Raw genomic sequence first — 23,218 nt, 5'->3', positions numbered from 1 at the left:
ATGGCGAAGGTTGCCATCATCGGGGCGGGCGTCGTCGGAACCGCCTCCGCCTATATGCTGTGCAAGGCTGGCCTGGACGTCACGCTGATCGACCGCAACCCCGGTCCGGCGCAGGGTGCAAGCCGCGCCAACGGCGCCCAGCTTTCCTACGCCTATGGCGATGCGCTGGCCTCGCCTTCCTTCCTCGCCCACATGCCGGAAATCCTGCTGAAGCGTGATCCCGCCTATCGCGTGCGGCTTCAGGCCGATCCCGAATTCCTGATCTGGGGTCTCCGCTTCCTCTTCAACAGCCTGCAATCACGCTTCATCGCCAACACACGATATCTGCTGCAAATGGCGGCTGAAACAAGCGATCTGCTCGGGGATGTGCTGAAGGAATTCGACCTGTCCTTCGACTACCAATCCTCCGGCAAGATGATCCTCTATTCGACCGCCGCTGCTTGCCAGGCGACTGCCGGCACGCGTCGGCTCAAGCAGTCGATGGGTATCCGGCAGGAAGTGCTCGACCGCTCCGGGGCAACCGCCATCGAACCCGCGCTGGCCCATTACCCGGACGAGATCGCGCGGGTGATCTACAGCGAAGGCGACGCCGCCGGCAGGCCGGATGTCTTCTGCACCACATTCATCGAACGACTTCGCGAGCGCTACGGCCTCAAGACCATTTTCGGTGAGGAGGTCGAGAAAATCCTCAGCCATGCCGGCCGCGTGAGCGGGCTCGCATTCCGCTCCCGCGAGCCGCTGGCCTGCGATCTCGCTGTCGCCGCCTCCGGGTGCTCGACGGAACTGCTACCCTGGCGCGACCGCCTGCCGGGCGCGCTGTGGCCGGTACAGGGATATTCCATCAGCGCGCCAGCCACCGAGAAGGCGATGCGCGTATCGATCACAGACCTCCAGCGCAAGATCGTCTTCGCGCGGCTCGGAAATACAATACGGGCGGCAGGGCTGGCCGACATAGGGGCGCGACCTTACCACTTCAATGGCGAACGATTCGAGAGCTTCCGCTCCGCTGCCGTGGAAGCCTTCGGGCAGAGTTTCGCCCATTCCAGCAACGCCGACCTCAACGCCTGGTCGGGTGTACGCCCGTGCACACCCTCCTCGCGACCTCTCATCCGGCCCGGCAGCCTGAAGGGTCTCTATCTCAATCTCGGCCACGGCACACTTGGCTGGACACTCTGCCTCGGCTCGGCCAAGCGGCTGGCCACCGTCATCAAGGAAACCAAATAAAGCCGTTAAGTATAGAATGTTTCAAAATTCGCCATCTTCTATAAAAACTCCGTAGACATAGTAATCAGGAGATCGGCGGGATGACGGAAGACGGAGTTGCGGTGGGGCCGGCTGGGACGGAGTATGTCCGATGGCTGGACGGGCTCTGGGCGGAAAGGCTTCTTTCCGTTCAAGACCGCAAACCGGATATTTCGGTCGGCATCCTGCTGTGGCCCACCTTTCCGATGATGTCGCTGGCGGGCATCATCGAGCCACTCCGTCACGCAGCGGATTTCGGCGACAATTCCCGTCCTCTCCACTGCCGCTGGTCGATCATGGGCAAGCCGGATTATGCAGCCGTCGCCAGTTGCGGCATTCGCGTGCAGGCGGACTCGCCCTACATCAATCCGACGGATTTTGACTACGTCATCGTTGTCGGAGGCCTTTTGCCACGCCTGCGAACCGCCCCTTCCACCCACCGCGATTACATCCGCGTCGCGGCTTCGGCCGGCGTAACGATCGTCGGCGTCTGCACCGGCTCGTTCATCCTCGCACAAGAGGGACTGCTGGTTGGAAGGAAGGCCGCCATCCACCCCTATCACCGGGACGATTTTCAGGTCGCCTTCCCACGCCAGCCCCTGTCGACCCGCGACGATTACCTGATCGAGAACGGCCGGGTGACCGTGCCCGGCGGCATTTCCATTTTTTCGTTGATGACCGAACTCATCCGCAACCATTGCGGACCGGACCGCGCCGCCAAAGCCGTCTACCAGCTGTCGCTGACGGATCAGAAAAGCATGAGCGCCTTCGATCAGGAACGGGCATCATCGTTCCGCCATGTCGGAGATGCCCGTGTCCAGCGGGCTGTCGTTTTCATTGAGAGCCGCAAGGGCCGCGACGTCTCCCCGGAAATGGTGGCTGCCTCCGTCGGTCTCTCTCCCCGACAGTTCGCACGGTTGTTTCAGGATCATATCGGCATGACGCCTAAACACTTCATCCTGGAAACGCGTCTCCGGTACGTGCATTTTTTGCTTGAGAACAGCGTCCTTCCCATTACCGCCATTGCCTTCGAGACGGGCTTTGCCGACTCGGCGCATCTGGCGACCGCTTTTCGTAAGAAGTACAACACGTCGCCGAGCGAGTTCCGTCACCGCCGAAGTTGAGCGGAGACCGTGACGGTGGGGTGGGATCACACACCCCGTCATGCGTGCTCGGCGATCACCGCGAGGAAGGCGGGGCCGTAGCGGTCGAGCTTGGCTTCGCCGACACCGGGCACGCTCGCCATCTCGGCGCGCGACGCGGGTCGCACCGCTGCCAGCTCGATCAGGGTCTTGTCGTGGAAAATTACATAGGGTGGCACGTTCTGCGTGCGCGCTATGTCCGTGCGCTTGCGCCGCAGGGCCTGGAACAGGTCATGGTCCGCATCGGGGACAGAGGACTGTGCCGTGCTGCGCGCAACCTTGTCGCGTTTGGCGCGCGTTGGCGCCGGTACGCGCAGCATCAGCGCCGGCTTGTCGCGCAAGAAGTCGCGGCCGGCGGGTGCGATCGACAGGCCGCCATGACCTGTGAGGTCGACGTCGATGAGGCGCAGCGCGATCAGTTGGCGCAGTATCGCCCGCCACGTGCGGTTGTCGTGCTCGGTGCCGATGCCGAAGGTGGAGATGCGGTCATGGCCGAACTGGGCGATGCGCTCGTTGTCGACGCCCAAGAGCACGTCGGCAACATAGGCTTGCCCGAAACGCTCGCCGGTGCGGTAAATGCACGACAGCGCCTTTTGCGCCGCAATGGCGCCGTCGAACAATTTTGGCGGCTCCGCGCAGGTGTCGCAATTGCCGCACGGTTCGCTATGGTCACCGAAATAAGACAGCAGGACCTGTCGGCGGCAGCTTGCCGTCTCGGCCAGCCCCAGCAGCGCATCGAGTTTCTGCCGCTCCATGCGCTTGCGCTGGTCGGGCGCCTCCGATTCCTCGATGAAGCGGCTGCGCAGCGCGATGTCGTCGTAGCCGTAAAGCATCAGCGTATCGGACGGCAGGCCGTCGCGCCCGGCGCGCCCGGTCTCCTGATAATAGGCCTCTATGCTGCCCGGCAGGTCGATATGGGCAACGAAGCGCACGTCCGGCTTGTCGATGCCCATGCCGAAGGCAACGGTGGCGACCATGATGACCGCCTCGCCATGCTGGAAGCGCATCTGGTTGGCTTCGCGCGCCGCCTTGTCCATGCCGGCGTGATAGGCCAGCGCATCGTAGCCGAGGCCCTGAAGCCAGGCGGCGGTTTCCTCGGTCCGGCGTTTCGACAGGCAGTAGACGATCCCGCTCTCGCCTTCATAGCGCTTGAGGAACTCCTTGAGCTGGGCGCGCGGATTGTCCTTTTCCTCGATGGCGTAGCGAATGTTGGGCCGGTCGAAACCGGCGATGAAGGCGTCGGTCTCGTCGATTTCGAGGTGCGACAGGATTTCCGCGCGAGTCGGCTCGTCCGCAGTGGCCGTCAGCGCCATGCGCGGGGTGCCGGCAAAGCGCGAAACGACAGCGTCGAGCTGGCGATAGGAAGGACGGAAATCGTGCCCCCACTGCGACAGGCAATGCGCCTCGTCGATGGCGATCAGCGACAGCTTCACCCCATCCAGCAGATCCAGCACATCAGGCCGCAGCAAGGTTTCGGGTGAGACATAGAGGAGGTCGAGCGCACCAGTGCGGATATCGTGCCACAGGCTGCGGCGCTCGTCGAGAGACAGGTCGGAGTTGAGCCCGGCCGCCCGCACCCCAGCTTGGCGCAGCGCCGACACCTGATCGGCCATCAGCGCCAGCAGCGGCGAAACGATGAGCCCCATGCCGGGACGGACGATTGCGGGGATCTGGTAGCACAACGACTTACCGCCGCCCGTCGGCATCAGCACGAAGGCATTGTTGCCGGCGATGACATGCTCGACGATCCGCGCCTGCGGTCCCCTGAACGCATCATAGCCATAAATGGTCTTGAGAATTTCGAGGGCGGTGGCTGTCATCGATGGCTGCAACGGAGAATCATGGAAACGTCCTTCATAGCAGCTTCGCCGTGTCAGCGATCGTTGATGCGCCTTTCTGTCAGGCTCCTTGCAACAGTTCGTCGGTTTGCTCCTCAGGCCGAGTGAACGTCGTGGTCGGGGCTTGGCCTGGTGAAGCCCAGCCTGGCCAAGCCCAGGCGAACCTCCGGTGCGCTCATGAACAGTTTCCACAAAAGCCCAGTCCGATGGTTCTCGATCATCGCAACAATCGGCCCCTGATTGATGGCGAGGAAGGTTCGCGCGTACCAGTTCCGGTTCTCGCAGAACGCGTCGACAAAACCGAAGCGGCCCCAGATGCGTTTACCCGGCTTGGCCAGGAAACCGCGCAAGGCCGACATCGCCTGGTCGGGCATGTAGGGAAAGCTCGACAGGGCGGCGCTCGGCGTGATGACGCCAATGTCCCTATCCGGCGCATGCGCGACATAGCCCGTCGGGCCATGCGATGCGGTCAGTCCCCAGCAATCGGCACCATATCCCTGATGGCCATGGGGGTTGAGTACGCAATGCCGATGATTGATCCGCGCGTGGCGAACGTTCTGCTCCCAATAGTCGGCATGGCGGTCTCTCAGCTCTCTCGGATCGAGGCCGCAGAAGGAATAGTGCGCGAAAAACAGCGGGCCGCCAAAATCCGTTCCGAGCGGCAATTCGATGCCGTGATGTTCCCGCCTGTTATGAAAAGCTGGTCCGGCCGCAAAACCGTTGTGGTAGCAGCCGGGATCGATCGCGTGATGCTGCGATCCCGCCGCCAGCACGAAAGCAAGCAGGCACTCGTTCCAGCCTGCGATCGGGTTGTTCATCGCCCATCCGTGCTTCGGGCTCCAGTGCCAATAGAGCTTGCCCTTCCGCTGAAACCAGTCCCATTCGGCCTGCGCCAGCAGCGCATTCACACGTCCGCGAAAACGCTGTTCCTCGCCTGCGCTCCGATCGAGATATTCGCGGGCACAAATCAATCCCTGGAACAGAAACGTCGTCTCGACAACGTCCGCACCGTCGTCCTTGCGTCGGAAGGGAATGGTGGCACCGGTACGGCCGTCGATGAAATGCGGGAACATGCCATGGTAGCGCGGCGAGCCCTCCAGCAAATCGAGCATCCGATGCAGGCGGCCCAGCGCTTCAACGCGATCGACCCAGCCGCGCTCGACCGCGACGATGATCGCCATGATGCCGAAGCCGGAGCCCCCGATCGCAACGAGATCGTTTGGTTTGTTGCCTGTCGTCTTCAGGCGATCCCGCGCAAGGCCACTGACGGGATGGCCACCTTCCCAGAAATAGCGCACGGTCTGCCGCTGCACGAGGTCAAGCAATGCGTCATCGGCAAGCATTGATGGATCGGGCGCAAGGTCGGGCATGCGAGGCAAAGGGACGTGTGGGCTTGGCAAACTCAAAGAACCCCACCTAACAACCCAGGCGTCGGCAGCCGCGCGTCGCGGCCTCGCATGGGCCAAGGGCCGCCCGCAACAGATCAGCCTATTGGCCTCACCGGAAATCGGCGGCGGTCAGGGTATAGCAGGTGCGGCGACCGTGGGAATAGGCTTCGCGTGCGACATCGCAGATTGATTTGCGCGCTGCGTCGAAGGCCGTCAGGCATTCTGATTCGGACAGCTGCGTCCTGCCTGCCCTGGCCCCTGCTTTCGCCAATGCGCCGGCTTCGACGAAGAAACGCACTTCGAACATGCCGTCATGACCGATGAAGCGGACAGCTTTTTTGGCTTCGTCGAAGCTGCGGCTCGGATTGAGAAAAGCGAGCGTCATGAGTTGCCTGCCGTGGTGCTGTTAGGTCCAAGTGCCTCCAACCTGATCCGTTCCCTGCGGCGCCCGGCGTTGCGACGATTGAGCGACATCATCCCGCTCGTTGCGTCCGACCGGGTCATGCCCGTCATTGCCTGGCCGTCGACATGTACCGGTATGCCGGTGAAGACATGGTAGACGGTCCACGAACGATCCACCTCGATGCGCCGCCCGACCTGGTGCTCGATGGAGCACGGCGCCCCGCCTTCATTGTCCCAGATGGCGATCGCGGCCGCATCGCGTCTGCGTTGGCTTTGGTTGATGCGGTCATTCATGGTCGTGACCTTCCTTCATGGAGTGCGTCGGTATCGATAGCCCCGGACTGGCCATGATGCCTTCACCGGGGCCGGGGATACCGCAACGTTCCGGTCCGAACCGGAATGACACTGATGCTGCCAGTACATCCGTGGTCAGCGTCAGGTTTCATTCCAGGATTCGAACCGAGCGACAGGCGCGCCGGATCGGCGTCCTGTATTCGCTATCGAAAATTCGGTGGTGAATGGCGGGTCGAAGGTCTCTGACACCGCGAAAAGCCAAGTCGGCCAAATCAACGAAATCCATATATACGCCGATTTATGATATTTATCAAGGATACATCCGGAAATTATAATTCTTAAATAAATCTTTTGGTGCTAGTTTTAAACATCAAAAAACAGAATGGATCTTTCTATTTTAAAAAAGCATCCAGATTATACTAAAAAATCCGATCAATATTATCCCGAAATTTCGGGCCAATCTGGAATTATTTTTGGCACTCCTATCATTCGAGTGCCAAGGGCGCTATATATGTGCGGTGGTCGCCCTATGCGCCGGCCGCAGAAAGAATCTCATGAAATTCCGGCCGCTTCACGATCGCGTCGTCATTCGACGCGCCGAAGGCGATATCAAATCCAAAGGCGGCATCATCATTCCCGACAATGCCAAGGAAAAACCCCAGCAAGGCGAAGTCATAGCCGTCGGCCCCGGCCCACGCGACGACGGCGGCAAGCTGATCCCGCTCGACGTCAAGACCGGCGACACGGTGCTGTTCGGCAAATGGTCGGGCACCGAGGTCAGGATCGACGGCACCGATCTCCTGATCATGAAGGAGGCCGACATCATGGGCATCGTCGACACAAGCGAAGCGGCCAAGAAGGCCGCCTGAACCGGCTGCGGCCTCAAGAACGAACTGGACGAAAAATCATGTCTGCCAAGGAAATCAAATTCTCGACCGATGCCCGCGACCGCATGTTGCGCGGCGTCGAACTGCTCAACAACGCCGTCAAGGTGACGCTCGGCCCGAAAGGCCGCAATGTCATCATCGACCGCGCCTTCGGCGCGCCGCGCATCACCAAGGACGGCGTCACCGTCGCCAAGGAGATCGAGCTTTCCGACAAGTTCGAGAACATGGGCGCGCAGATGGTGCGCGAAGTGGCCTCGAAGACCAACGATCTCGCCGGCGATGGCACAACGACAGCAACGGTGCTCGCCGCGTCCATCCTGCGCGAAGGCGCCAAGCTGGTAGCCGCCGGCATGAACCCCATGGATCTCAAGCGCGGCATCGACCTTGCCGTGGCTGCCGTGGTCAAGGACATCCAGGCTCGCGCCAAGAAGGTCAAGTCGTCGGACGAGATCGCCCAGGTCGGGACCATCGCCGCCAATGGCGACGCCACCGTCGGCGCGATGATCGCCAAGGCGATGGACAAGGTCGGCAACGAGGGCGTCATCACCGTCGAGGAAGCCAAGACCGCCGAGACCGAACTCGACGTCGTCGAGGGCATGCAGTTCGACCGTGGCTACCTCAGCCCCTATTTCGTCACCAATGCCGACAAGATGCGTGCCGAACTGGAAGACCCCTACATCCTCATCCACGAAAAGAAGCTCGGCAATCTGCAGGCCATCCTGCCGATCCTCGAAGCCGTGGTCCAGAGCGGCAAGCCGCTGCTGATCATTTCCGAGGATGTCGAAGGCGAGGCGCTGGCGACACTGGTCGTCAACAAGCTGCGCGGCGGCCTGAAGGTCGCCGCCGTCAAGGCTCCGGGCTTCGGTGATCGCCGCAAGGCGATGCTGGAAGATATCGCGGTTCTGTGCGCCGGCCAGATGATCTCGGAGGATCTCGGCATCAAGCTCGAGAATGTCACCATCGATATGCTTGGCCGGGCCAAGCGCGTGCTGATCGACAAGGACACAACCACGATCATCGACGGCGCCGGCGACAAGGCCGGCATTGCCGCCCGTATCGCGCAGCTGAAGATGCAGATCGAGGAAACCACCTCCGATTACGACAAGGAAAAGCTGCAGGAACGCCTGGCCAAGCTCGCCGGTGGCGTCGCCGTCATCCGCGTCGGCGGTGCGACCGAGACCGAGGTCAAGGAAAAGAAGGATCGCATCGACGATGCGCTGAACGCCACACGCGCTGCCGTGGAGGAAGGCATCGTTGCCGGCGGCGGCGTGGCGCTGCTGCGCGCCAAGGCGGCACTGGCGACGCTTGCCGGCGCCAATGCCGACGTGACCGCGGGCATATCGATCGTGCTGAAGGCGCTTGAGGCGCCGATCCGGCAGATCGCCGAGAACGCCGGCGTCGAGGGCTCCGTCGTCGTTGGCAAGCTGATGGACAGCAAGGAGGCCACCCAGGGTTTCAACGCGCAGACGGAAGACTATGTCGACATGATCAAGGCCGGCATCGTCGACCCGGCCAAGGTCGTGCGAACGGCATTGCAGGATGCGGGCTCGATCGCCGCCCTGCTGATCACCGCCGAAGCGATGATCGCCGACATTCCGGCCAAGGACGCGCCTGCAGCCGCCGGCGGCATGGGTTACTAGGCTACGCCTGAACATCCGGTCGCCGTGCGGCCGGGTGGCCACGACCTCACTGTCAACAAGGAGCATTCCATGGCTATGCAGACCAACCAGAAGCAGTCCATTGCGGCACGATGGGAGAACTACCAGCCGACCAAATCGACGCTCGTCTGGACATGCGTTGGCACGGCCGTCGCCACCATGATCGTCGGCTTCAGCTGGGGCGGCTGGGTCACGGGCGGCACTTCGCAGGAGCTTGCGCTGACGGCCGGCGATGTGGCGCGTGGACAACTCGCCTCGACCATCTGCGTCGAGAGGTTCAATGCAGCACCCGATGCCGCGGCAAGATTGACCGAACTGAAGGCAAAGACAGCCGGCTACGACAGGCAGAAGTTTGTCGAGACGGGCGGCTGGGCGACAATGCCGGGAGAGACGTCTCCCGACCGTCGCGCTTCGGTCGGCTGTGCCACGGCGCTCGGGGCCTGAACCAAAGGCCACAACGATCGCCTCGGAGTTCGCCGTTCCCTCAATCCGTAAGAGCAAGGAGCGTGACGCATGATCTCTTTTGTGAAGAAGGGCGAACTGCAGCCGCCAAAGGTCGAACGGAAGCCATCTCCTGCAATAGACGCGGACAACCGCTTCGAACAGATTCGAAATGCTGCGGCGGAGAGGCGCCGGAAATCTGATGCAGAGAGCACACGCCGCCGCGCCCGACAGGCCGCCGAGGACAATCGGCTTCTCTGACGGGCCCTTGTTTAGGTAGCTTCGGGAAAGCGGGGCCGAGACCATCTCGGAGAGGCTGTCGAGCGGCGGTTCAGCGATCTGAATCGCTTGCTCGCGGTTCTGCATCGCGGCGCTAAGATCGGAATCGAAAATAGCGCAAATTGTTTGATTTGAATTGAGTTGCCCGCACGACGATCCCTATTCCGCGCTGGCTACGTGGCGGGACCCGTTCAGACGGTCGCGGCCAATTTCTCAGCTGTCGACATGGTCGACGCCGAGCACCGCGCGGCGCATCTTGAGCCCTCACTCATAACGGGTCTGGTCCATGCTAGACCTCCTCCGGAACTTCGTTCAGGAGCTACCTGATGATTTCGCCGACCAGGTCCGACGCCTCCAGCAGGACGGAATGCCCCTCAGGCCGGGCAGGATCCGGAGCCTGGCATCCGGCATGAGATCGCACAGCCATGCGACGCGTCGATCCGACGTCATTCTCTCCCGTCATGTCTCGAAAACAGCGTTGCGCGGCAAACGACGTTTTCCGGCCGGGTTGATATGTATACAATAGCCTGATCACACCGCCGGCAAATGAGATTCTTTGGGAGACTCGCCTCCCGATCCCAGCCAGATCCTTGGCGGTCTCTCCAAAAGCAATAAACCTATCAAAAGCTTGTAGTTATCCACTACATTGCGGTCGGCGGGAAACGCGACCACTCCGCCGGATCGCGCCGAACTGCGGCCCATCCGCTGCAACGGTCGCCGGATTTCGTCAAAATCCGTGTTGACAACCGCAAATTATATCCAATACGAATATCTAATAGTATACAATTTGGAAGACTTGGGATTGGCCCGAACTTCCGCGAGCCCACCGGCTCAGAGGATCGCATGAGGATCAAGCTCATCAATCCGAACACGACCCAGTCGATGACCGATCTCATCGGCGACGCGGCGCGGGCGGTGGCGGCACCGGGGACCGAGATCCAGGCGGTGACGTCGCGATCGGGCGCTGCATCGATCGAGGGTCACTACGACGAAGCGATGAGCATCATCGGCCTCGTCGACGAGATCATGGATGGACCCGCCGCCGACGCCTATGTCGTCGCCTGCTTCGGCGATCCGGGCCTGCTTGCGGCGCGCGAGCTCACCGGGGCGCCAGTGTTCGGAATCGCCGAAGCGGCGATGCATGCCGCGACCTTCGTTGCCACCGGGTTTTCGGTGGTGACGACACTTGAGCGCACGCGCATCATCGCCGAGCACCTCGTGCGCAACTACGGCATGCAGAACCATTGCCGTCGGGTACGCGCCACCGATGTGCCGGTGCTCGAATTGGAAAAGCCGGAATCGAACGCCCGCGCGATCATCCTTGCCGAATGCGAAAGAGCGCTCTCCGAGGACCGCTCGGAAGCCATCGTTCTGGGTTGCGCCGGCATGGCCGACCTGGCGAAATTCCTCGAGGACAGGCTGCAGGTGCCTGTAATCGACGGCGTGGTCGCCGCAGTCAAGTTTGCCGAGGCGATCGTCGGCATGGGCCTGAAGACATCGAAGCGCGGCGACCTCGCCTATCCTCTGCCCAAGACCTATCGCGGCAAGCTCGCCGGCTATGCGCCCGACACCCGGCTTGCCGACAGGTTGACGGCACGAAAAGTCAGTTAGCTTAGGGGTTTGAACAGCGTCTTGAAGTCGACGCGCACGGGGTGATCGGCAAGGTCGATCTGAGCCTCGATATGACGGAGGTGGTGGTCCATGTACTGCGCAGCTTTCTTGCCGTCCCGCCGCTTCAGCGCGTCCACGATCTCCTTGTGCTCGCTGTACGAACACGGCACTGCGCCCGGTGATTCGTACAGGGCGATGATCAGCGACGTCCGCGAAACCAGTTCGTGGACGAAGTCGCGCAGCACCTCGTTACCAGCAAGCGAGGCGAGTTCACGATGAAAATCCCCGGAGAGCTGCAGCCGCCTTTGTTTGCTGTCTTGCTCGACTGCCTCCGCCTCGGCGCTCACCATGGCCGTCAGCCGATCGACGTCTTCCCTGGTGATCGTCGAGGCGAGCTTTTCGGTGAGGATGCATTCGACCCCACGCCGTGCCTCGAACACCTGCCGCGCTTCCTCGATCGAGGGCTTGGAAACGAAGGCGCCCTTGTTGGGGATCAGGTCGACGAGCTTCTCGTGCGACAGCCGCTGCAGAACCTTGCGGATGATGGTGCGGCTGACGCCGAAGGCGGTCGCCAGCGCGTCCTCCTGCAACGGCGTCGCCGGCCTGATCTGGTGATTGATGATCGCCGAATAGATTTCGCCGTGGATGTGTTCGTCGGTCGGGCCGCCGCGCTTCTTGGTCTTGTCGGGGCTCGGCGGGGCGGCGGATTTCAAGGCGCGGGGCTCGCGTAACATGTCACGATCCTGATGAAACGGCATAGGGAGGACTAGGATGTATTCTATCCCGTACGATGCCCGCTTGGAACATGCCTTTTCCGCCAGCACAATCCCTCAAGCAAAGGCGGTGCAATGATGCATGGACACACTGTCGAAACCGGCGCTGTGCCGCAAATCCCGTCCGTTCTGGATGTACACAATCTGCGCATTGAATTCCCCTTGCGCCAGCGCTCGCTTGTCGCCGTCGACGACGTTTCGTTCAGCATCGGCAAGGGTGAGATTCTGGGCGTCGTTGGCGAATCCGGCGCCGGCAAGTCGCTGACCGGAAGCGCCCTGATCGGACTGCTGCAACCGCCCGGCCGCATATCGGGCGGTTCTGTTCATCTCTCCGGCCAGCGCATCGACGATCTGCCGCAGGCCGAACAGCGCAAGCTGCGCGGCCGCCACATCGGCGCGATCTTCCAGGACCCGCTGACCAGCCTCGATCCACTTTTCACGGTCGGCCGCCAACTCACCGAAACCATCCGCGCGCATCATCCCGGCAAGGCTGAAACCGCGCGTGCGAAGGCGCTGCAGCTGTTGCGCGAAGTCGGCATCGCCGATCCGGAAAACCGCTTCAGCCAGTATCCGCACCAGTTCTCCGGCGGCATGCGCCAGCGCATCGTCATCGCATTGGCGCTCGCCGGCGAGCCGGAACTGATCATCGCCGACGAGCCGACCACGGCCCTCGACGTCTCGGTTCAAGCCCAGATCATCGGGCTTCTGAAGCGGCTCGCGGCAACGCGCGGCACTGCGATCATGCTGGTCACCCACGACATGGGCGTCATCGCCGAGACCGCCGATCGGGTGGCGGTGATGTATGCCGGTCGCGTCGTCGAGATCGGGCCGGTCGACGAGGTCATCCACCGGCCGCGCCACCCCTACACGGCGGGGCTGATGGCCTCGATCCCCTCGCTCAACCGCAAGGCAGAGCGCCTCGCCCAGATCGACGGCTCGATGCCGCGCCTTGGCAGTTGGCCCGACGGCTGCGCCTTCAATCCGCGCTGCCCCAAGGCCGGCACGCGTTGCCGGACGGAGCTTCCGCGTCTGGCCGACGCCGGCGGCACATCCGCTGCCTGTTTCATCCACCAGGGTGGCACGCAACTCTGACTGAGACAGCCGCATTGCCAGCCCAAGGCAGCGCTGGCCCGAAGACCTGGAACATCGCGCGACGAGCGGCCCGCATTCCGCGGACGCTGCGCGCTTCTCGGCTTGCCTATTTCTCAGGCATATCATGTATACAATTGATGCATAGTTGCGCATACAAGACTGTAGACGAAGCGTATTCGATGTGAAATCATCCCTCCTGTCGGCTCTCAACAGGCTGGGTTCCAGTGACAAGTGCTCGAGATCAGAACGGATCGAAATGGGCATTCCCCGAACCTCGGGGGATGAGAGGATCGCGACTTCGATTTTGTCACGCCGGCCACGCAGCGCTGTTGAACCACCTCAAGCCCCCGATGGATGCGGTGCCTTTCGGCACGCCCGACGCCTCGTCCCTCGGCCAGCCGGCATGTGAACGATTCAAGAATCCAACAAACAAGAACTGCGTGGGAACAGCCGATGAAAAACTACCTGAAACTGCTACTTCTCGCCTCGTGCGCCGGCCTGGCCGTCAACGCGGCTGACGCCAAGACGCTGCGGTTCGCTGAATCGCAGGAAATCAGCTCGATGGACCCTCACGCAGCGCGCGAGGATTTCACGCTCAGCCTGATCGGCAACGTTTATGAGGGCCTCGTCCGCTGGAACAAGGAACTGAAGATCGAGCCGGCCCTGGCCGAAAGCTGGGAGACCTTGTCCGACACCAAATGGCGCTTCCATCTGCGCAAGGGCGTTGAATTCCACAACGGCAACCCGTTCACTGCCGACGACGTGATCTTCTCCTTCGAGCGCGCCGGGTCACCCGGCTCGCCCTTCGCCGGCCTGCTCGAGCCCATCGCCGAAGTGGTCAAGGTCGACGACCACACGGTCGACATGACGCTGAAGCGCAAATACGCATTGCTGCTCAACGACTTTGCCGGCTGGTACATCCTCGACAAGGAATTCCAGGAATCGATCGGCGCCCAGAAGCCGCTCGACCTGTCGACCAACACCGGCGGCGCGATGATCACGCAAGGCGTCGGCACCGGGCCGTTCAAGGTTGCCAGCCGCGAGCCCGACGTGAGGACCGTCTTTGCCGCCAACGAAAAATGGTGGGACAAGCGCGAGCACAACATCGACGAGATCGTCTACACGCCGATCGCCAACAATGCGACGCGCGTCGCAGCCCTGCTTTCGGGTGAGGTCGACTTCATCCGTAACGCCCCGCCCCAGGACGTCGCGCGCATCGAGGCCACGGCCGGAATGCAGGTGATGCGCGCGCCGCATCTGCGCAACATCTTCTACGGCATGGACCAGCAGTCGAAGACCCTGCCTGGCCTGGATTCCAATCCGCTCGCCGACGTGCGCGTCCGCAAGGCGATCTATCAGGCCATCGACGTCGAGGGCATCAAGCGTTCGATCATGCGCGACAACAGCCGTCCGTCGGCGATCATGATGGCGCCGGAACTGCCGTTCTACGACGCCAGCCTCGACGTCCGCTTCCCCTACGATATCGAGGCTTCGAAGGCACTGCTCAAGGAGGCTGGTTACGCCGATGGCTTCACCTTGCCGATGGATTGCCCGGCCGGCTCGTTCATCAATGACGAGCAGATCTGCCAGGCAACGGTCGGCATGCTTGCCAAGATCGGCATCAAGGCGCAGCTGACGATGCATCCGCCCGTGCAGTTCGACACCGAACTGCCGGCCGGCAAATATTCCTTCTACATGCTCGGCTGGGCCGGCCTGCCGACGCTCGACGCCTACAACATCATCTCGGCGACCTTCCATACGCCCACCGGCGACCTCGGCGCCTGGAACCCGAAGGGCTATTCGAACGCCCGGGTCGATGAACTGATCCCGCAGATCGGCACGGAATACGATGCCGAAAAGCGCCAGGAGATGATCTCGGAAGTCATGAAGCTGCATCGCGACGAGGTCGGCAAGATCATGCTGCACCAGCAGTTCCTGACCTGGGGCATGACCGACAAGGTCCATGCCATCGTGCCGGCCGACGAGTATACGCGGTTCTGGTACTACACGATGGACTGACGATTGATCGGAGGCTGGGCGCCTGGCGCCCGGCCTCCCTCTATTTCAGAGGCTGAGATGATTTCCTTGCTCGCCACGCGACTGACCAGCGTCATCCTCGTGATGCTGGTGGTATCAGCGCTTTCGTTCTCGATCTTCAACTTCCTTGGCGACCCGGTGAACAACATCCTCGGCGTCAACGCCACGCTTGCCCAGCGCGAGGAGTTGCGTGTCGCCCTGGGCCTCGACCAGTCGACATTCGTCCAGTTCTGGCGCTTCGTCGAACGCGCCGTGGTCGGTGATTTCGGCGTCTCCTACCGCAACCGCCAACCGGTGGTCGACCTGATCCTCGCCCGCCTGCCGGCGACGCTGGAGCTCGTCCTGTGCGCCACCGTCATCGCGCTTGCCGCTGGCATTCCGATGGGTGTCTACACCGCGCTCAAGCCTCGCGGCTTGCTTAGCCGCACACTGCAGTTCGGTTCGCTGCTCGGCATCTCGATGCCGCAGTTCCTGATCGGCATGCTGCTGATCCTGGTCTTCTCCGTCGAGCTGCGCTGGCTGTCGGCCTTCGGCCGCGGCGACGTCGTCACGCTCGGCTGGTGGTCGACCGGACTGCTCACCGCATCCGGCGTCAAGGCCCTGATCATGCCGACCATCACGCTCGCCGTGTTCCAGGTATCGATGATCATGCGGCTGGTGCGCGGCGAGATGCTGGAGGTGGTGCGGACGGATTTCGTCAAGTTCGCCCGGGCCCGCGGCCTCTCCGACCGCGCCGTCTATCTGACGCATGCCCTTCGCAACAGCCTGCTGCCGGTCATCACCATCACCGGCCTGCAGATCGGCTCGCTGATCGCCTTCGCCATCGTCGTCGAGGCGGTGTTCCAGTGGCCCGGCATGGGCATGCTCATTCTCCAGGCGATCGAATTCGCCGACTTCCCTGTCATGGCGGCCTATCTCGCCTTCGTCGGATTCAGCTTCGTCACGATCAACCTGATCGTCGACCTGATCTATCTCGCCGTCGATCCAAGGTTGCGTGCAAAATGAGCCAGCTTGTCCTCAGACTGAAAGCAATCGGCAACAGCGAGCTGGCCTGGCGATTCAGGACCTCGCCGCCGGTCATCTTCGCCACGGTCGTGCTGGTGGTGCTGGTCTTCTGCGCCGCCGCCGCCAACCTGATCGCTCCGCACAATCCGTTCGACCCGGCAACGCTCAACATCATGGATGCGCGCCTGCCGCCGGTGTGGATCGACAGCGGCTCCTCGACCTATCTGCTCGGCACCGACGAGCAGGGTCGCGACATCCTTTCCACCATCTTCTACGGCATGCGCGTGTCGATCCTTGTCGGCATCGCCGCCGTCGCCTTCTCGATGACCATCGGCGTCGCGCTCGGCCTGATCGCCGGCTACCTCGGCGGCTGGGTCGACGCCGTCATCATGCGGCTCGGCGACATCCAGCTCAGCTTTCCGACAATCATGATCGCCTTCTTCATCGACGGCGTCGCCAAGATCGTCATGCCGATCGGCATGCGCGAGGAAATGCGCTTCTACGTCGTCATCCTGGCGATCGGCGTCGCCGACTGGGTGCAGTTCGCCCGCACCGTGCGCGCCGCCACCATGATCGAGCGCCGCAAGGACTATGTCGCTGCGGCCCGCATCAGCGAGGTCGGCGGGTTCCGCATCCTGCTTGCCCACATCCTGCCCAACACCATCGGCCCCGTGTTGGTACTCGCCACGCTGGGCCTCGGCGTCGCCATCCTCACCGAAGCGATCCTGTCCTTCCTCGGCCTCGGCATGCCGCCGTCGCAGCCCTCGTTGGGAACCCTGATCCGCGCCGGCAACGATCTGCTCCTGTCGGGCGAGTGGTGGATCTCGCTGTTCCCCGGTGCAGCACTTGTCCTTCTGGTGCTGGCCGTCAACATAGTCGGCGACTGGCTGCGCGACGTCCTCAACCCCCGCCTCCGCTGAGACCACGGAACCTGCATCATGAACGATCTTCTGCTCACCAATGTTCGTCCCGACGCCGGTGCTCCGGCCAGCATCCTGATCGAGAACGGCCGCATTGCGGCCATCGGCACCGACATCAAGGCGCGCGATGACGTCAAGGTCGTCGACGGCAACGGCGCGATCGCCATCGCACCTTTCGTCGAGGCGCATGTCCATCTCGACAAGATCCTGTGGGGCCTGCCCTGGCACGGTATCAACGTGCCGGATTCGCTCAGGGCAATGATCGACAACGAGGTCGAGATCCGCCGTACCCTGCCTTGGTCGGTCGCCGAGCGCGCCGGCAATCTGATGCGCCAATGCGTCGCCAACGGCTCGACCCATATCCGCAGCCATGTCGACATCTCGCCGGAATACGGGCTCGACAATCTTCATGGCGTGCTCGCGGCCTGGGAGAAGACCAAGCACGCCGTCGACCTCGAGATCGTCGCCTTTCCCCAGCTCGGCATGCTGATCGAACCCGGCACAGCCGAGCTGATGGAAGCTGCCCTCGACGAAGGTGCTTCGATCATCGGCGGCATCGATCCCGCCAGCGTCGATGGCGACGCCAAGGGTCACCTCGACACCATTTTCGGCATCGCCCACCGCAAGCAGGCCAAGATCGACATTCATCTGCACGAGCGCGGCGAGCTCGGGCTTTACGAACTGGGCCTGATCGCCGAGCGCGCCAAGGCGCTTGGCATGCAGGACAAGGTCATCGTCAGCCATGCCTTCTGCCTCGGTACGGCATCCCGAGACGACCTCGCCCGCATGATGGACCTGCTTGCCGAGGCCGGCATCGGCATCATCTCGGCGGTCCCCGGCGACATCCCCTTCCCGCCGATGTTCGAGCTCGCCGAATATGGCGTCCGTTGTGCCGTGGCCTCCGACTCGCTGCGCGACACTTGGAACCCGCATGGCAATGGCGACATGCTCGAACGCTGCTGGCTGCTGTCCTGGCGCAGCAACTGCCGCACAGATGCCGAGCTCACCGCGGCCCTTGACATGGGCACCAAGCGCGGCGCCGACCTGCTCGATCTCGACGGCCACGGGCTGGAGGTTGGTTGCGATGGCTCCCTGGTGCTGATCGAGGGCGAGAACCTCGCCCAGATCGTCGTCGACCGGCCGAAGCGCGCACTTGTCGTCAAGCGCGGCCTCGTCGTCGCAAAGGACGGCAAGTGGATCGATGGTGCCGGGTCATGAACGCAATCGTCACCGAACAACCCCTGCTCAAGGTTGCCAATCTTGGCCGCACCTTCGACGTCTCGGCGCCCTTCCTGCAGCGGCTGGTGACACGTGCGCCGCGGCGCAGCGTAAAAGCCGTCGATGGCGTCAGCTTCGCGATCAGTCCCGGCACGACCTTCTCGCTGGTCGGCGAGTCCGGCTGCGGCAAGTCGACGGTGGCGCGCCTCGTCGCCGGCTTGGAAAAGCCCACCCGCGGGTCGGTCGACATACACAAGGCGGGCGGCGGGCGTGTCCGCCTGCAGATGGTGTTCCAGGATCCCGTCGGCAGCCTCAACCCGCGGTGGCGCATCGGCCAGAGCATCGCCGAGCCGATCGCGCAAAAGCTCGACCGCGCCGAGCGCCGCAAGCGCATTGGCGAATTGCTGGTCACCGTCGGCTTGGCACCCAGCGACGCCGACAAATACCCGCACGAATTCTCCGGCGGCCAGCGCCAGCGCATATCGATTGCCCGCGCTCTTGCCGCCGAAGCCGAGTTGCTGCTGCTCGATGAGCCGACCTCGGCGCTCGACGTGTCGGTGCAGGCACAAGTGCTCAACCTGCTCAAGGATTTGCAACAGAGGCTGGGGCTGACCTATCTGTTCATCAGCCATAATCTTTCGGTCGTGCGTTTTCTCACAGACCGCATCGGCGTGATGTATCTCGGCCGTCTCGTCGAGGAGGGCCCGAGCGAAATCATCCTCGATAGTCCGCAGCATCCCTACACCAGGCTGCTGCTCGAAACCGTCCCCGACCTCGAAGCACCGAAGCGTGATCGCGCGCCATTGGGTGGCGATATCCCGAGCCCGCTCAATCCGCCGACCGGCTGCACCTTCCATCCGCGCTGCCCGCTGGCGATGGATATCTGCAGCAGGGAACGGCCCGAGCTGAAGCGCTCGGCCAGCGGCGCCAATGTCGCCTGCCACGCCGCAGAGGGATAAGACCGGCGCCACGGAAGCGCGGCCAAGCTTGGATCACTTGGTACGACTTGGCATTCGGAACTGACCAGCCTGGACTATGCCCGCCTAAGGCGCGGCGGCGGTTGCCTTCACCTCGACCTATAGATCCGCGCCTCAGCGACTGAGGCGCGCAGGACAGCGACCATGCGGGTCGCGCGATTGCCCAGGCTTTGCACCTCCTTCAACGACTTCGCCTAGCTACGACCTGTGACAGAAGGTGCCGTATTGGCCGATGTCCGCCCCTGTTTTCCTGCACCGGTTCGGTGATTGATTTGTGTACAATCTTGTATCAAAAACATGTTGATTATGTATCCAATAAGTGCAACTCTTGGATAACAGAAACAGACTGAACGGCCCCGAGAACCCGCGCTTTCAGGTCTTCGGGCTAATGCACTTCGCTTCTTCCGGTCAATTTCTGGCTGAGAGCCGGATTGGCCATACGTGTGCAGCCGTTCATGGCCGTCTCTGTATTTGTATCCAATCTGCTAACACCTGAAACCGGGTGAAAGCGAGCATTTCGGGTACATGACGTTGGGAGTGAGGAGCGGTTTCTTTGCCGGCCTGGGCATTCGCCCAGGGAGCCGAAGGCTACCGCATTGCGTCAATCAAGCAGGCATGAGGAGGAAACATGGCCATGCAAAAAGATCTCAAGAATCAGGGCAAGGTCTCTCGACGCGCCGTCCTGGCCGGCATGGCAGGGGCAGCACTCACGGGGGCGATCGCATCCCGGGGGTTCGTCGGCAGTGCCAGCGCCCAGGGCAGCTACAAGCTCGACCTCGGTGGTTATGCCGGCCCCGAATTGTCCAGCGAGCCGGTGACGCTGCGCTTCATGCGCCAGGACTTCACCCCTGACGTCAACGCGCTGCTCGAAAGCGCCTACGCCAAGTTCAAGGCCGCCTATCCCAACATCTCGATCGTCGAGGAGAAGGTGCCTTACGGCGACCTGCAGAAGAAGCTGCTGGTCTACATCGCATCGGGCGACGCGCCCGACATCATGATGGGCCGCACCGATTTCACCGACGCCTACCACGCCGGCAGCGTGGCCCTGCCGGTCCAGGACTATCTCAGCGCCGACTACATCAACGACATCCCGGCCAACCTGCGTGCAGCGGCATCCTCGGGCGGCAACCTCTATTCGGTGCCCTGGGAAACCAGCGTGATGATGCTCTATTTCAATCGCGACCTGTTCGAGAAGGTCAAGATGCAGACGCCGCCGGAAGTCACCGGGCTCGACGGCGGCTGGAGCGACGAGGAGCTCGTCGCCAATCTGATCGAGATGAACGCCAAGCTCAAGGAAGCCGGTGACAACCAGTCCTGGGCGCTTGCGGCGGCTGGCCAGGGCAACGGCGGTCCGGGAGCCAACTACAGCCAGCTCGAAAGCATCTGGATTCGTTCCCAGGGCGATCCGAACGCGGCCAAGGATTCCGCCGCCTACAAGACCCTCATGGGCATCAGCGACGACGGCTTTACCGTCTCCGGCCACATCGACACGCCCGAGGCGATCAAGGGCATGCGCTTCTACCAGAGCCTGTTCGCTAAGGGGCTGACGCCGCTCGGCCCCGTGCCGAACCAGTATCCGGGCGGGCTCGCCGCGACCTATTTCGGCGGCCTCAACTTCACCAACCGCTTCCGCGTGCCCGGCAAGGAGCCCCCGTTCAAGTGGGGCGTATCGCTGCCGCCAAAGGGCAACATCGTCTTCAACGGCAATGGCTCGGACGCCCCGCTCGTCTGGTCCAAGTCCCAGCATCCCGCGGAAGCCGTCGCGCTGCTGTCCTATCTCTGCAACGACAAGAACCGGCTTGCCTTCCACAAGACCTGGGGGTCGATGCCGTCGCGTACCTCGCTGCGCGAGCAGATGAGCGTGTTCACCACCGAGCAACCGTTCAAGATGGCCCAGGCCCTGTCGGACGCCTCCTACAGCGTGCCGCGCAGCCCGGGTTACTTCGACTACTTCAACGCCATGAACCCGGCGGTGAAGGACATCGCGCTCGGCGCCGATCCGGCAAAGGTCCTGCCCGACACGGCCGCCAAGATCGACCGCCTGCTGGCCAAGTACCGGCGCTAGCCGCAAGGCCCATCACACCTGACGCGACGGCCCACCGGGCCGTCGCACGATGTCGCCTGAGCAAGCGGAGGAGAATTCCATGCGACCCACGACGGCACCTGCGCGCAAAAAGCGGCAGTGGACCGGCCAGAACAGCAACATGATCCTTGGCCCGGCAATGATCCTGCCGGCGGTCGTGGCGCTCGCCCTGTTCCAGTATCTTCCGCTGATCACCGCAGTCTTGAACAGCCTGCAATCTTTCAGCCCGTTCGACCAGTCATCGACCGGCTGGGTTGGCCTCGGCAATTACTTCGAGATCTTCGCCGACCCGGCCTTCCGCTACGCCCTGCTCAACACCTTTCTCTACATCGTGCTGATGCTGGTGATGACCATCCCGCTGGCGCTGGCGCTGGCGGTACTGCTCGACCGGCGCCTGCCCGGAACGACCTGGGCCCGCAATGCGGCGATCGGTGCGCTCGCTGCCTCCGAGGCGGTAACCGCGCTGATCTGGAACCAGATGTACGAGCCCAGCAGCGGCCTGTTCAACGCCATCCTTCACGCAGTCAGCCTGCCCACGCAGCCCTTCCTCACCGGCGACAGCCAGGCGCTGGTGTCCATCGTCGTCATGACGGTCTGGAAAGATGTCGGCTTGCCGTTGCTGATCTTCTTGGCCGGCCTCCAGGCCATTCCACGCGAACTGCACGAGGCAGCCCAGCTCGACGGCGCCAACGACTGGCAGATTTTCCGCAAGATCACGCTGCCGCAACTGCGGCCCAGCCTCGTCGTCGCGCTGTTCATCATGACGATAACCGCCACCCGCATGTTCACCCCGATCCTGATCATGACCCAGGGCGGCCCCCAGGGGGCGACAACCAACCTGGCACTCTACTCCTACCTCCAGGGCTTTGAGTTCCAGTCGCAAGGCACCGCATCCGCAAGCGTCGTCTGCATGCTTGCAGTACTTGGCATCGTCACGCTCGTCCAAAGCTACGTGTTGCGCGAAAAGCAGGAGAAATAGGCCATGACCGCATCCTCCCTGACCCTGCAGGCGGAAGATGGCGTTGACCGCACCGCGCGCCGGGCTGCCTTCCTGCATCGTGGCGCCAGCATCCTGCTGCTCGCCGTGGTCGGCGCCGTATTCGCCTTTCCGATCCTCTGGGCGGCAATGTCGTCGCTCAAGTCGACCGATGACATCATCACCGGGACCTACCCGCTGTCATGGTCGTCCTTCGTACCGCTGAAGGCGACGCTCGAGAACTACGTCTATCTCTTCAGCGAGCTGAATTTTCAGCGCAACTTGCTCAACACGCTGATCGCCGCCTGCGGCCAGGTCAGCGTCGCGGTGATCACTTCATCCCTCGCCGGCTACGCTTTCGCCCGCCTCAACTTTCCGTTCCGCGACGTGGTGTTCGGGCTGCTGTTGCTGACGGCATTCGTGCCCGTCGAGGCGATCATCGTACCGCTCTACCGGATCATGCACTGGTTCGGCCTGGTCTCCACTTACCCGGCACTGTTCCTGCCATTCGCCTGCAACCCCTTCGGCATCTTCCTGATGCGACAGGCTTTCCGCGATATCCCGGTCGAGATGGAGGAAGCCGCCCGACTCGATGGCGCGAGCCCGCTGCGCATCTTCTTTTCCATCGCCCTGCCCAACGTCCGCCCCACTTTGGCAACGCTGGTGCTGATCCAGTTCATCTGGTCGTGGAACGCCTATCTCTGGCCGCTTGTCATCATGCAGGACCCCAACAAGCAGATCGCCCAGGTGGCCATCGCCAACCTCAAGTCGATCCCCAACTCGCCGATGGATGGCCCGCTGTTTGCAGCGGCAACCGCCGTAACGATCCCGCTCGTCATCCTGTCGATCGTGCTGCAGCGCTACTACGTCCGCGGCCTGGTCACGTCAGGCATGAAGTAACCCGGCGCCACGCTGGCGCCGACCGCACGCAACGAACCTGAAAGAGGAAAATCCG

21 protein-coding genes are annotated in these 23,218 nt (G+C 62.6%); 16 read left to right on the top strand and 5 right to left on the bottom strand.

Annotated elements, in window-relative coordinates:
- Together O1Y97_RS05895 and O1Y97_RS05890 are read left to right on the top strand one after the other, a co-directional pair.
- Positions 1–1,224 (top strand): FAD-dependent oxidoreductase, encoded by a 1,224-nt coding sequence (locus tag O1Y97_RS05895; protein WP_183262785.1) that lies wholly within the window; start codon positions 1–3, stop codon positions 1,222–1,224.
- An 80-nt stretch (positions 1,225–1,304) separates the two neighbouring features.
- Complete coding sequence (locus O1Y97_RS05890) at positions 1,305–2,366, top strand: GlxA family transcriptional regulator (RefSeq protein ID WP_318763436.1); 1,062 nt, start codon at positions 1,305–1,307, stop codon at positions 2,364–2,366.
- A 38-nt stretch (positions 2,367–2,404) separates the two neighbouring features.
- Here the strand turns inward: O1Y97_RS05890 and recQ are convergent, their stop codons facing one another.
- The 4 genes from recQ to O1Y97_RS05870 form a co-directional block, all read right to left on the bottom strand.
- Positions 2,405–4,204, bottom strand: coding sequence for a DNA helicase RecQ (recQ, locus tag O1Y97_RS05885; protein WP_318763435.1), 1,800 nt, complete (start codon positions 4,202–4,204; stop codon positions 2,405–2,407).
- A 113-nt stretch (positions 4,205–4,317) separates the two neighbouring features.
- Positions 4,318–5,565, bottom strand: coding sequence for a glucoamylase family protein (locus O1Y97_RS05880; protein ID WP_318763434.1), 1,248 nt, complete (start codon positions 5,563–5,565; stop codon positions 4,318–4,320).
- A 154-nt stretch (positions 5,566–5,719) separates the two neighbouring features.
- The gene (locus O1Y97_RS05875) at positions 5,720–5,995 is read right to left on the bottom strand and encodes a DUF1488 family protein (RefSeq protein ID WP_318763433.1); all 276 of its coding nucleotides are present in this window, start codon (positions 5,993–5,995) and stop codon (positions 5,720–5,722) included.
- Positions 5,992–6,306, bottom strand: a complete 315-nt coding sequence (locus O1Y97_RS05870) for a hypothetical protein (RefSeq protein ID WP_108606420.1) — start codon at positions 6,304–6,306, stop codon at positions 5,992–5,994. Before O1Y97_RS05870 ends, O1Y97_RS05875 begins: the two co-directional genes overlap by 4 nt.
- A 554-nt stretch (positions 6,307–6,860) precedes the next feature.
- Here O1Y97_RS05870 and O1Y97_RS05865 point away from each other — a divergent pair.
- The 5 genes from O1Y97_RS05865 (at position 6,861) to O1Y97_RS05845 (ending at position 11,182) form a co-directional block, all read left to right on the top strand.
- Positions 6,861–7,175 carry a co-chaperone GroES gene (locus O1Y97_RS05865; protein ID WP_318763432.1) on the top strand — a complete coding sequence of 105 codons (315 nt, stop codon included), beginning with the start codon at positions 6,861–6,863 and terminating at the stop codon, positions 7,173–7,175.
- 38 nt (positions 7,176–7,213) lie between these two features.
- Positions 7,214–8,833, top strand: a complete 1,620-nt coding sequence (gene groL / locus O1Y97_RS05860; RefSeq protein ID WP_318763431.1) for a chaperonin GroEL — start codon at positions 7,214–7,216, stop codon at positions 8,831–8,833.
- 69 nt (positions 8,834–8,902) lie between these two features.
- On the top strand, positions 8,903–9,295 hold the full coding sequence (locus tag O1Y97_RS05855; protein WP_318763430.1) for a hypothetical protein: 393 nt from the start codon (positions 8,903–8,905) through the stop codon (positions 9,293–9,295).
- A 69-nt stretch (positions 9,296–9,364) separates the two neighbouring features.
- Positions 9,365–9,553 carry a hypothetical protein gene (locus tag O1Y97_RS05850; protein WP_183262790.1) on the top strand — a complete coding sequence of 63 codons (189 nt, stop codon included), beginning with the start codon at positions 9,365–9,367 and terminating at the stop codon, positions 9,551–9,553.
- Positions 9,554–10,414: 861 nt separating this feature from the next.
- Positions 10,415–11,182: an aspartate/glutamate racemase family protein gene (locus O1Y97_RS05845; RefSeq protein ID WP_318763429.1), complete on the top strand. Its 768-nt coding sequence runs from the start codon at positions 10,415–10,417 to the stop codon at positions 11,180–11,182.
- Here O1Y97_RS05845 and O1Y97_RS05840 read toward each other — a convergent pair.
- Positions 11,179–11,916, bottom strand: coding sequence for a GntR family transcriptional regulator (locus O1Y97_RS05840; RefSeq protein ID WP_159091570.1), 738 nt, complete (start codon positions 11,914–11,916; stop codon positions 11,179–11,181). The two genes, O1Y97_RS05845 and O1Y97_RS05840, sit on opposite strands and share 4 nt — an antisense overlap.
- A gap of 114 nt (positions 11,917–12,030) precedes the next feature.
- Here O1Y97_RS05840 and O1Y97_RS05835 point away from each other — a divergent pair, with 114 nt between their 5' ends.
- The 9 genes from O1Y97_RS05835 to O1Y97_RS05795 all read left to right on the top strand — a co-directional run bounded on the left by O1Y97_RS05835 (position 12,031) and on the right by O1Y97_RS05795 (position 23,163).
- Complete coding sequence (locus O1Y97_RS05835) at positions 12,031–13,047, top strand: ABC transporter ATP-binding protein (protein WP_318763428.1); 1,017 nt, start codon at positions 12,031–12,033, stop codon at positions 13,045–13,047.
- Between the two features lie 453 nt (positions 13,048–13,500).
- Positions 13,501–15,066, top strand: a complete 1,566-nt coding sequence (locus O1Y97_RS05830; RefSeq protein ID WP_318763427.1) for an ABC transporter substrate-binding protein — start codon at positions 13,501–13,503, stop codon at positions 15,064–15,066.
- 57 nt (positions 15,067–15,123) lie between these two features.
- Positions 15,124–16,089: an ABC transporter permease gene (locus O1Y97_RS05825; RefSeq protein WP_318763426.1), complete on the top strand. Its 966-nt coding sequence runs from the start codon at positions 15,124–15,126 to the stop codon at positions 16,087–16,089.
- Entirely contained in the window at positions 16,086–17,009 is a 924-nt protein-coding gene (locus O1Y97_RS05820) for an ABC transporter permease (RefSeq protein WP_318763425.1), read from the top strand. The genes O1Y97_RS05825 and O1Y97_RS05820 overlap by 4 nt, the downstream gene beginning before the upstream one ends.
- An 18-nt stretch (positions 17,010–17,027) precedes the next feature.
- Positions 17,028–18,227, top strand: a complete 1,200-nt coding sequence (locus O1Y97_RS05815; protein ID WP_318763424.1) for an amidohydrolase family protein — start codon at positions 17,028–17,030, stop codon at positions 18,225–18,227.
- The gene (locus tag O1Y97_RS05810; protein WP_318763423.1) at positions 18,224–19,186 is read left to right on the top strand and encodes an ABC transporter ATP-binding protein; all 963 of its coding nucleotides are present in this window, start codon (positions 18,224–18,226) and stop codon (positions 19,184–19,186) included. Before O1Y97_RS05815 ends, O1Y97_RS05810 begins: the two co-directional genes overlap by 4 nt.
- A gap of 646 nt (positions 19,187–19,832) precedes the next feature.
- Positions 19,833–21,269, top strand: a complete 1,437-nt coding sequence (locus O1Y97_RS05805; protein ID WP_318763422.1) for an extracellular solute-binding protein — start codon at positions 19,833–19,835, stop codon at positions 21,267–21,269.
- Positions 21,270–21,348: 79 nt separating this feature from the next.
- Positions 21,349–22,266, top strand: coding sequence for a carbohydrate ABC transporter permease (locus O1Y97_RS05800; RefSeq protein WP_159091569.1), 918 nt, complete (start codon positions 21,349–21,351; stop codon positions 22,264–22,266).
- 3 nt (positions 22,267–22,269) lie between these two features.
- Complete coding sequence (locus O1Y97_RS05795) at positions 22,270–23,163, top strand: carbohydrate ABC transporter permease (RefSeq protein ID WP_108606406.1); 894 nt, start codon at positions 22,270–22,272, stop codon at positions 23,161–23,163.
- Positions 23,164–23,218: the final 55 nt, after the last annotated feature.

It is taken from the genome of Aminobacter niigataensis, from assembly GCF_946995915.1.
GTDB classification, from domain to species: domain Bacteria; phylum Pseudomonadota; class Alphaproteobacteria; order Rhizobiales; family Rhizobiaceae; genus Aminobacter; species Aminobacter niigataensis.
Note: the sequence above shows the minus strand (reverse complement) of the source record. Positions and strands in the feature narration are given on the sequence as shown.

Coding starts and splice junctions, on each gene's coding strand:
- O1Y97_RS05895 (WP_183262785.1), top strand. CDS start 1: ATGGCGAAGGTTGCCATCATCGGGGCGGGCGTCGTCGGAACCGCCTCC.
- O1Y97_RS05890 (WP_318763436.1), top strand. CDS start 1,305: ATGACGGAAGACGGAGTTGCGGTGGGGCCGGCTGGGACGGAGTATGTC.
- recQ (WP_318763435.1), bottom strand. CDS start 4,204: ATGACAGCCACCGCCCTCGAAATTCTCAAGACCATTTATGGCTATGAT.
- O1Y97_RS05880 (WP_318763434.1), bottom strand. CDS start 5,565: ATGCTTGCCGATGACGCATTGCTTGACCTCGTGCAGCGGCAGACCGTG.
- O1Y97_RS05875 (WP_318763433.1), bottom strand. CDS start 5,995: ATGACGCTCGCTTTTCTCAATCCGAGCCGCAGCTTCGACGAAGCCAAA.
- O1Y97_RS05870 (WP_108606420.1), bottom strand. CDS start 6,306: ATGAATGACCGCATCAACCAAAGCCAACGCAGACGCGATGCGGCCGCG.
- O1Y97_RS05865 (WP_318763432.1), top strand. CDS start 6,861: ATGAAATTCCGGCCGCTTCACGATCGCGTCGTCATTCGACGCGCCGAA.
- groL (WP_318763431.1), top strand. CDS start 7,214: ATGTCTGCCAAGGAAATCAAATTCTCGACCGATGCCCGCGACCGCATG.
- O1Y97_RS05855 (WP_318763430.1), top strand. CDS start 8,903: ATGGCTATGCAGACCAACCAGAAGCAGTCCATTGCGGCACGATGGGAG.
- O1Y97_RS05850 (WP_183262790.1), top strand. CDS start 9,365: ATGATCTCTTTTGTGAAGAAGGGCGAACTGCAGCCGCCAAAGGTCGAA.
- O1Y97_RS05845 (WP_318763429.1), top strand. CDS start 10,415: ATGAGGATCAAGCTCATCAATCCGAACACGACCCAGTCGATGACCGAT.
- O1Y97_RS05840 (WP_159091570.1), bottom strand. CDS start 11,916: ATGTTACGCGAGCCCCGCGCCTTGAAATCCGCCGCCCCGCCGAGCCCC.
- O1Y97_RS05835 (WP_318763428.1), top strand. CDS start 12,031: ATGATGCATGGACACACTGTCGAAACCGGCGCTGTGCCGCAAATCCCG.
- O1Y97_RS05830 (WP_318763427.1), top strand. CDS start 13,501: ATGAAAAACTACCTGAAACTGCTACTTCTCGCCTCGTGCGCCGGCCTG.
- O1Y97_RS05825 (WP_318763426.1), top strand. CDS start 15,124: ATGATTTCCTTGCTCGCCACGCGACTGACCAGCGTCATCCTCGTGATG.
- O1Y97_RS05820 (WP_318763425.1), top strand. CDS start 16,086: ATGAGCCAGCTTGTCCTCAGACTGAAAGCAATCGGCAACAGCGAGCTG.
- O1Y97_RS05815 (WP_318763424.1), top strand. CDS start 17,028: ATGAACGATCTTCTGCTCACCAATGTTCGTCCCGACGCCGGTGCTCCG.
- O1Y97_RS05810 (WP_318763423.1), top strand. CDS start 18,224: ATGAACGCAATCGTCACCGAACAACCCCTGCTCAAGGTTGCCAATCTT.
- O1Y97_RS05805 (WP_318763422.1), top strand. CDS start 19,833: ATGGCCATGCAAAAAGATCTCAAGAATCAGGGCAAGGTCTCTCGACGC.
- O1Y97_RS05800 (WP_159091569.1), top strand. CDS start 21,349: ATGCGACCCACGACGGCACCTGCGCGCAAAAAGCGGCAGTGGACCGGC.
- O1Y97_RS05795 (WP_108606406.1), top strand. CDS start 22,270: ATGACCGCATCCTCCCTGACCCTGCAGGCGGAAGATGGCGTTGACCGC.